Origin of the sequence: Nakamurella sp. (assembly GCF_048594475.1) — a bacterium.
Classification (GTDB): Bacteria; Actinomycetota; Actinomycetes; order Mycobacteriales; family Nakamurellaceae; genus Nakamurella.
Genome location: NZ_JBMDXT010000357.1, coordinates 1 through 6,074, shown reverse-complemented (window position 1 = coordinate 6,074; position 6,074 = coordinate 1). Strand labels below are relative to the sequence as shown.

Here is a 6,074-nt window from a genome sequence, read left to right as displayed (position 1 = left end):
GGCGGGGCTATCGTGGCCGCCCCCCAAACTTTTGTTTTGTGGCACTCTCCTGTGCCCGGTGGGGGGGGGCAATCGATCGCCGACGGGGCCATCACCGCGACCAGCCGGCGAAGGTCGTCCTGGGTGGCGAACTCCACCACGATGCGCCCCTTGGTGCGGCCCAGCTCGAGGCGGACCCGCGTGTCGAACGCGTCGGACAGCGCCCCGGCCAGGTTCTCCAGGCCCGGGATCGTCCGCTTCGGCGGGGTGGCCCGGCGCCGCGGCGCCGTCCGCCCGATGATGAGGGTGACGGCCTCCTCGGTCCCCCGGACGGACAGGCCCTCGGCGACGATCCGGGCGGCCAGCTGTTCCTGGTCCTCCGGATCGTTCAGGGCCAGCAGGGCCCGGGCGTGGCCGGCGGACAGGACGCCGGCGGCCACCCGCCGCTGGACCGCGATCGGCAGCTTGAGCAGCCGGATCGTGTTCGAGATGACCGGCCGGCTCCGTCCGATGCGGGAGGCCAGTTCCTCCTGCGTGACGTCGAACTCCTCCAACAGCTGCTGGTAGGCCGCCGCCTCCTCCAGCGGATTCAGGTTCGCCCGATGGATGTTCTCCAGCAGGGCGTCCCGCAGCATGTCGGCGTCCTGCGTCCGGCGGACGATCGCGGCGATCGTGCTCAGGCCCGCCCGCTGGGCCGCCTGCCACCGGCGCTCACCCATCACCAGCTCGTAGCCGCCACCGGTCACCTCCCGGACCACGATCGGCTGCAGGACCCCGAACTCGCGGATCGAGTGTTCCAGCTCGGCCAGGGCGTCCTCGTCGAAGACAGTCCGCGGATTGCGCGGGTTCCGGCGGATGCGATCGACCGGAACCTCCTCGTACCGCGGTCCGTCGCCGGTCGCCGCGACCGTTCCACCCGCAACGACCGCCGGCCCGGTCTCCGGCGCAGCCGTCCTGGCCACGGGGGCCGCCGTCGTCGTGGTCGGCTGGCCCACGGACGGGTCCGGCGCCGCCGCCGTCACTCCCGCCGTCGCGCTCTCGGACTCCGGATCCACCTCCGGGTCAGCTGCCGTCACCGGGCTGGTGACCAGGGACAACGGCGCCGTGTCCCGTCGGGGCGCCGGCCCGCCGTTGAGCAGGACGTCGGCCACCGTCGTGGTGGTGGGCCCGGTGGGGATGAGGGCGGCCAGGCCCCGGCCCAACCCGCCTCGTGCCTTCGGCGTCATGCCTGCTCCTTCGTTCCTCGTTCGGCGATCTCGCGGGCGGCATCGAGATACGACATGGCGCCGCGCGACCCCGGGTCGTACGTCATGACGGACTGGCCGAACCCGGGTGCCTCGGACACCTTCACCGACCGCGGGATCGTGGTGCGCAGCACCAGGTCGCCGAAGTGGTTGCGGACCTCGTTGGCGACCTGCTCGGCCAGCTTGGTGCGGCCGTCGTACATGGTCAGCAGGATCGTCGAGACGACCAGTTCGGTGTTCAGGTGCTCCTGCACCATGCCGATGTTGCGCAGCAGCTGCCCCAGGCCCTCGAGGGCGTAGTACTCGCACTGGATCGGGATGAGGACCTCGTCGACCGCCGTCATCGCGTTGACCGTGAGCAGGCCGAGCGAGGGCGGGCAGTCGACCAGAATGTAGTCGTAGTAGGTGTCGATCGCGGCGATGGCCCGCCGGAGCCGTTGTTCCCGGGCGGGCATGCTGACCAGCTCGATCTCCGCACCGGCCAGGTCGATCGTGGCCGGGATGCAGCCGAGGCGCGGGGCCTCCGGGCTGGTCTGGATAGCCTCGGCCGGCGTGATGTGGCCGAGCAGGACGTCGTAGACCGACGGCGTCCCCGCCTTGCGTTCCACACCGAGGGCGGTGGAGGCGTTCCCCTGGGGGTCGAGGTCGAGCACCAGCACATGCAGCCCGGCGCGGGCCAGAGCGACACCGATGTTGACCGTCGTGGTCGTCTTGCCGACCCCGCCCTTCTGATTGGCCACCGAGAACACCCGGCGGTGTCGCGGTCGGGGCATTGTCAGCTCACCCGATCGCAATTCCATGGCCGCCAGGGACGCACGGGCCAGGGGGGTGTCATCGAGGTCGATATCGACGTCGGACTCGCCGAGGTCGACTGCTGTGTCGATGCTCAAGAATTCGCCTCCTTCTGTGTTCCGCCCGGCCATGGGAGCGCGTTCCCGCGTTCGAAGACCGGTCGCTCCGCACGGTACGGCGCTCCTCATGGCCACTTGGGGCACCACGCCGGATGTGAGCGACGTGACGTGTTTTCAGCCCGATGGCGCAGCGGGGTTTCACGTGAAACTGCGCAGTGCGAGGTCAGACCGCGGCGATTCGACCATCCGGTGGGCCATTCAGGAAGCGGAGCGGGGCCGCGCGTTTCACGTGAAACAGGTCGCCCGGTCGGAATGCTCCGGTATTCATCAATCGGGAGTGCACGGTTTCACGTGAAACCGTCGGACGTCAGCCGGCCCAGGGAGTCGTTTCACGTGAAACACCCGCGACTCGGTGAATGCGCCGCAGAAGCGCACCGGTCACCGTTCCTTCTGTTCCACGTGAAACGTCGCTCGGTCGGTGAATCGACCTGGTGGAAGGGTCGGCCACGTGGACCACCTGGTCCCGACCCCCGGCGCGAACGGTGACCTGGCGTCGATGACCACCAGCACGGCGGGGCCGGCCGGCCGGCGCGCGGCCCGCGGCCGACCCCCGCGGGACCGGCCACCGGGGGATCTGACGGCACCAAAGGGAAGGAGTCCCGACCGGCCACTCACCGACCGCCACGGCTCCCGTTCCACGTGAAACGCCTGCACTCCGGACACCCGCAGGTGCCGACCACCCCAGGCCGGCTGATGACCGCCGGCAACTCCCAGGGGTGTCACCACCCAGATGACCGGCCCGCGCACCTCATGTCGGCGACGGCGCCACCATCCGGCTCAGCCGCCGGGTACCGAGGCGGACCGGCCAGAATCACGCGCCAACCACGCCGGGCCGGCTGATGACCGCCGGCGACTCCCGGGGGGTCAGCACCCAGATGACCGGACCGCCCACCTGATGTCGGCAACGGCGCCACCATCCGGCTCAGCCGCCGGGTACCGAGGCGGATCGGCCAGACTCACGCGACGACCACGCGAGCGGACGCGTCCCACCCAGGCACGGCCAACCCGGGACCGAGCCCGGTGACGCGCAGCGGCTCGCGACGCCGGAGGACGCGGGCCGGACCGCGTCGGTGGATCCGACACCCATCCCGGATCCGCCGCGGCGGGGCCGAGGAACCACGGATCGTCCGGTCACCGGCGCGGACCCGGGCCGAACCGCGTCGGTGGATCCGACACCCATCCCGGATCCGCCGTGGCGGGGCCGAGGAACCACGGATCGCCCGGTCACCGGTACGGACGCGGCCCGCAGCACAAGTCAGAGATGCGCACGACCTTCGTGGACTCGCTGCCCGCCGGCGCGGCACGGCTGCCCCATCCCGGACCGGAGCGCCGTCCCGGCGGGTCGGGGCGACGGGGGAAGGGTGTCACCGGCGGGCTTCGCGGGCCCGGTCGAAGCCACCCCACCGTCCCGGCACCGGGCGACCAACCCGGCGGCGGAGGTCACGGACCGGCAACGGCCATCAGCACATCCCGAACCCGATCACACCCGACCGGTCAGCCGGGTCCGTTCAGCGCGGGGCGCGGCCCGTACCGCTGCTGCCGCCTCCGGATGCCCGGGGAGTGTTCCGACCGGAAGAACCACGTCGGGGGCCACCGGAACGCCGGCCGCGGTCGGGACCGCGCACGGCCCGCACCACCTGGGCGGGACCCGCGGGACCGTCGAGCTCCACGACCTCCGCGGACCGCAGACCGGCCGCCGCGACGTCGCCCGCGTCCCGGTCGAGCTCCGCCCGGGCGGAGGACCCCTTGAGCGCGAGGACCAGGCCGCCGGTGCGGGCGAGACCGGCGCACCACCCGGCGAGCCGTCCCAACGGGGCAACGGCTCGCGACACCACCACGTCGGCCCCGCGGGCCTCGTCCGGCGCGTCCTGCGCCCGCGCCCGCACCACCCGGCAGTTGTCCAGCCCGAGCTGCTCGACCGCCTCCTGGAGAAAGCGCGTGCGCCGCTCGAGAGGTTCCAGCAGCACCACCCGGCAATCGGGCCGGGCGATCGCGAGCACCACGCCGGGCAGACCGGCTCCGCTGCCGACGTCCACCACGAGGGCTCCGGACGGGATCAGCTCCGCCGGCGCGGCACAGTTCAGCACGTGGCGGGTCCAGAGGCGGTCGGCCTCCCGCGGACCGATGAGCCCGCGCAGGACTCCATCCCCCGCCAGCAGCGCCGCGTACTGCCGGGCCAGCGACAACCGCTCCCCGAACACCACCGACGCCGCCGCGGGCTCAGGCTCCAGCGCCGCGGTGGCATCGGGCGAGCGGGGCTGGTCGAACATATGTACGACTGCTAGACGGCGACGCTGATGACGACGCGCCGGCGGGGCTCCTCACCCTCGCTCGAGGACTCCGCACCGTCCACACGGCCCACCGCGTCGTGCACGATCTTGCGTTCGAAGGGATTCATCGGCGACAGCCGCACCGGCTCGCCCGACGCGACGACCTGCTCGGCCAGGGTGCGTCCCAGCTCGTCGAGCTCCGCGCGCCGGCGGGCCCGGTACCCCGCGATGTCCAGCATCAGCCGGGATCGCTGACCGGTCTCGACCGTCGCGGCCAGCCGGGTCAGCTCCTGCAACGCGTCCAGGACCTCGCCGTGGTCACCCACGAGCTTGCCCAGTTCGCCGTCACCGATGATCGAGACGACGGCCCGCTCGCCCTCGACGTCCAGGTCGATGTCACCGTCGAAGTCGAGGATGTCGAGCAGCCGCTCCAGGTAGTCGCCCGCGGCGTCGCCCTCGGCCACCAGCAGGTCGTGCTTGCTCGATCCGCTGCCCGCCGGGCGCTCCTCGACCGCCCCTGCCTCACCGGCCGGCGCGTCGTCGGCCAGGACCGTGGTCACGTTGTCAGTCATGATTTCTCCCTTGTTGGACTCGGCGACCCCGCCGGCCCCTCCCGGTACCCGGGCAGCGGACGACCACGCGGCGACCACCACCCGGAACGATCAGCGCTTCTTCTTCGACCCCGACCGGGGTTTGGCCCCCGGCGCCGGCTTGCTGCCCGGCGCGGGCTTGCTCGGCGGCGTGCTCGCCCCGGCCGCGGCCGCCCCACCCGGAACGGCCCCGGCGGATCCGTGACCGGCTCCGTTGGCGGCCGCCGGTGGTGCCACATCCGCACCCGGCGTCGCATCGCCGACCTTGGTCGGGTTGACCACCGGACGGTTCGTCGATGCCTTGGGCTTGGCTCCCGGCTTCGGCGTCGAGAAGCGGCTCGCGTCCTTGGCCTCCTCGACGACCTGGGCCTTGGCCGCCGCCTTCTTGTCCTGCAGCTTGTGCGCGACATAGAGCTGGCCGAACGTCCAGGAGTTGTTCGCCAGCCAGTAGAACAGGATGGCCAGCGGGAAGAACGGCCCACCGACCACGACGAACAGCGGGAACATGTAGAGCATCAGCTTGTTCATGATCGCCGTCTGCGGATTCGCTGCGGCGTCGATGTTCATCTGGGCCTGCCGGGCGACCGACCGCCGGCTGGTCAGGTGGGTGGCGATACCGGCCAGGATGGTCAGCGGCACGCCCCAGGCGATGATCGCCGAGCGCACCCCGTCCATGAACGCCAGCTGGTCGGCCTGCATGGTCATGTACCCGACCAGCGGCGCTCCGCCGGGCAACTTGGCGTTGCCCATGGACACGACGTCCTGATACCCGAAGAAGTAGACGTTCTGCCGGTAGATCCACTCGCCGTTCTCGTACACCGGCTGGAACATGCGCAGCACGTGGAACAGACCGATGAAGACGGGGGCCTGGATCAGCGCCGGCAGGCAGGACGCCAGCGGGTTGACCCCGGCCTCCTTGTTGAGCTTCATCATCTCTTCGGACAACCGCTGCTTGTCGTCCTTGTACTTCTCCCGCAGCTTCTTCATCTGCGGCTGGACCGCCTGCATCTTGAGCTGCGAGTCCATCTGCTTCATGAACGGCTTGAACAGGATCGCCCGCAGCGTCCAGATCAGGAAGAT

The 6,074-nt window shown here is 71.3% G+C and carries 5 protein-coding genes; all 5 read right to left on the bottom strand.

Translation table 11 applies throughout. The features are described 5' to 3' along the window. The coding region (locus tag ACOJUF_RS16120) for a ParB/RepB/Spo0J family partition protein (protein WP_420122844.1) at positions 1–1,205 on the bottom strand (1,205 nt) is incomplete at its 3' end. Further along, positions 1,202–2,113 carry a ParA family protein gene (locus ACOJUF_RS16115; protein ID WP_420122843.1) on the bottom strand — a complete coding sequence of 304 codons (912 nt, stop codon included), beginning with the start codon at positions 2,111–2,113 and terminating at the stop codon, positions 1,202–1,204. The genes ACOJUF_RS16120 and ACOJUF_RS16115, both read right to left, overlap by 4 nt. Positions 2,114–3,642: 1,529 nt before the next feature. Then, positions 3,643–4,404 (bottom strand): 16S rRNA (guanine(527)-N(7))-methyltransferase RsmG, encoded by a 762-nt coding sequence (rsmG, locus tag ACOJUF_RS16110; protein WP_420122842.1) that lies wholly within the window; start codon positions 4,402–4,404, stop codon positions 3,643–3,645. Positions 4,405–4,415: 11 nt separating this feature from the next. Beyond that, positions 4,416–4,976, bottom strand: a complete 561-nt coding sequence (locus tag ACOJUF_RS16105) for a protein jag (RefSeq protein ID WP_420122841.1) — start codon at positions 4,974–4,976, stop codon at positions 4,416–4,418. 90 nt (positions 4,977–5,066) lie between these two features. Then, positions 5,067–6,074: membrane protein insertase YidC (gene yidC / locus ACOJUF_RS16100; RefSeq protein WP_420122840.1), on the bottom strand; the 1,008-nt coding region annotated here is incomplete at its 5' end.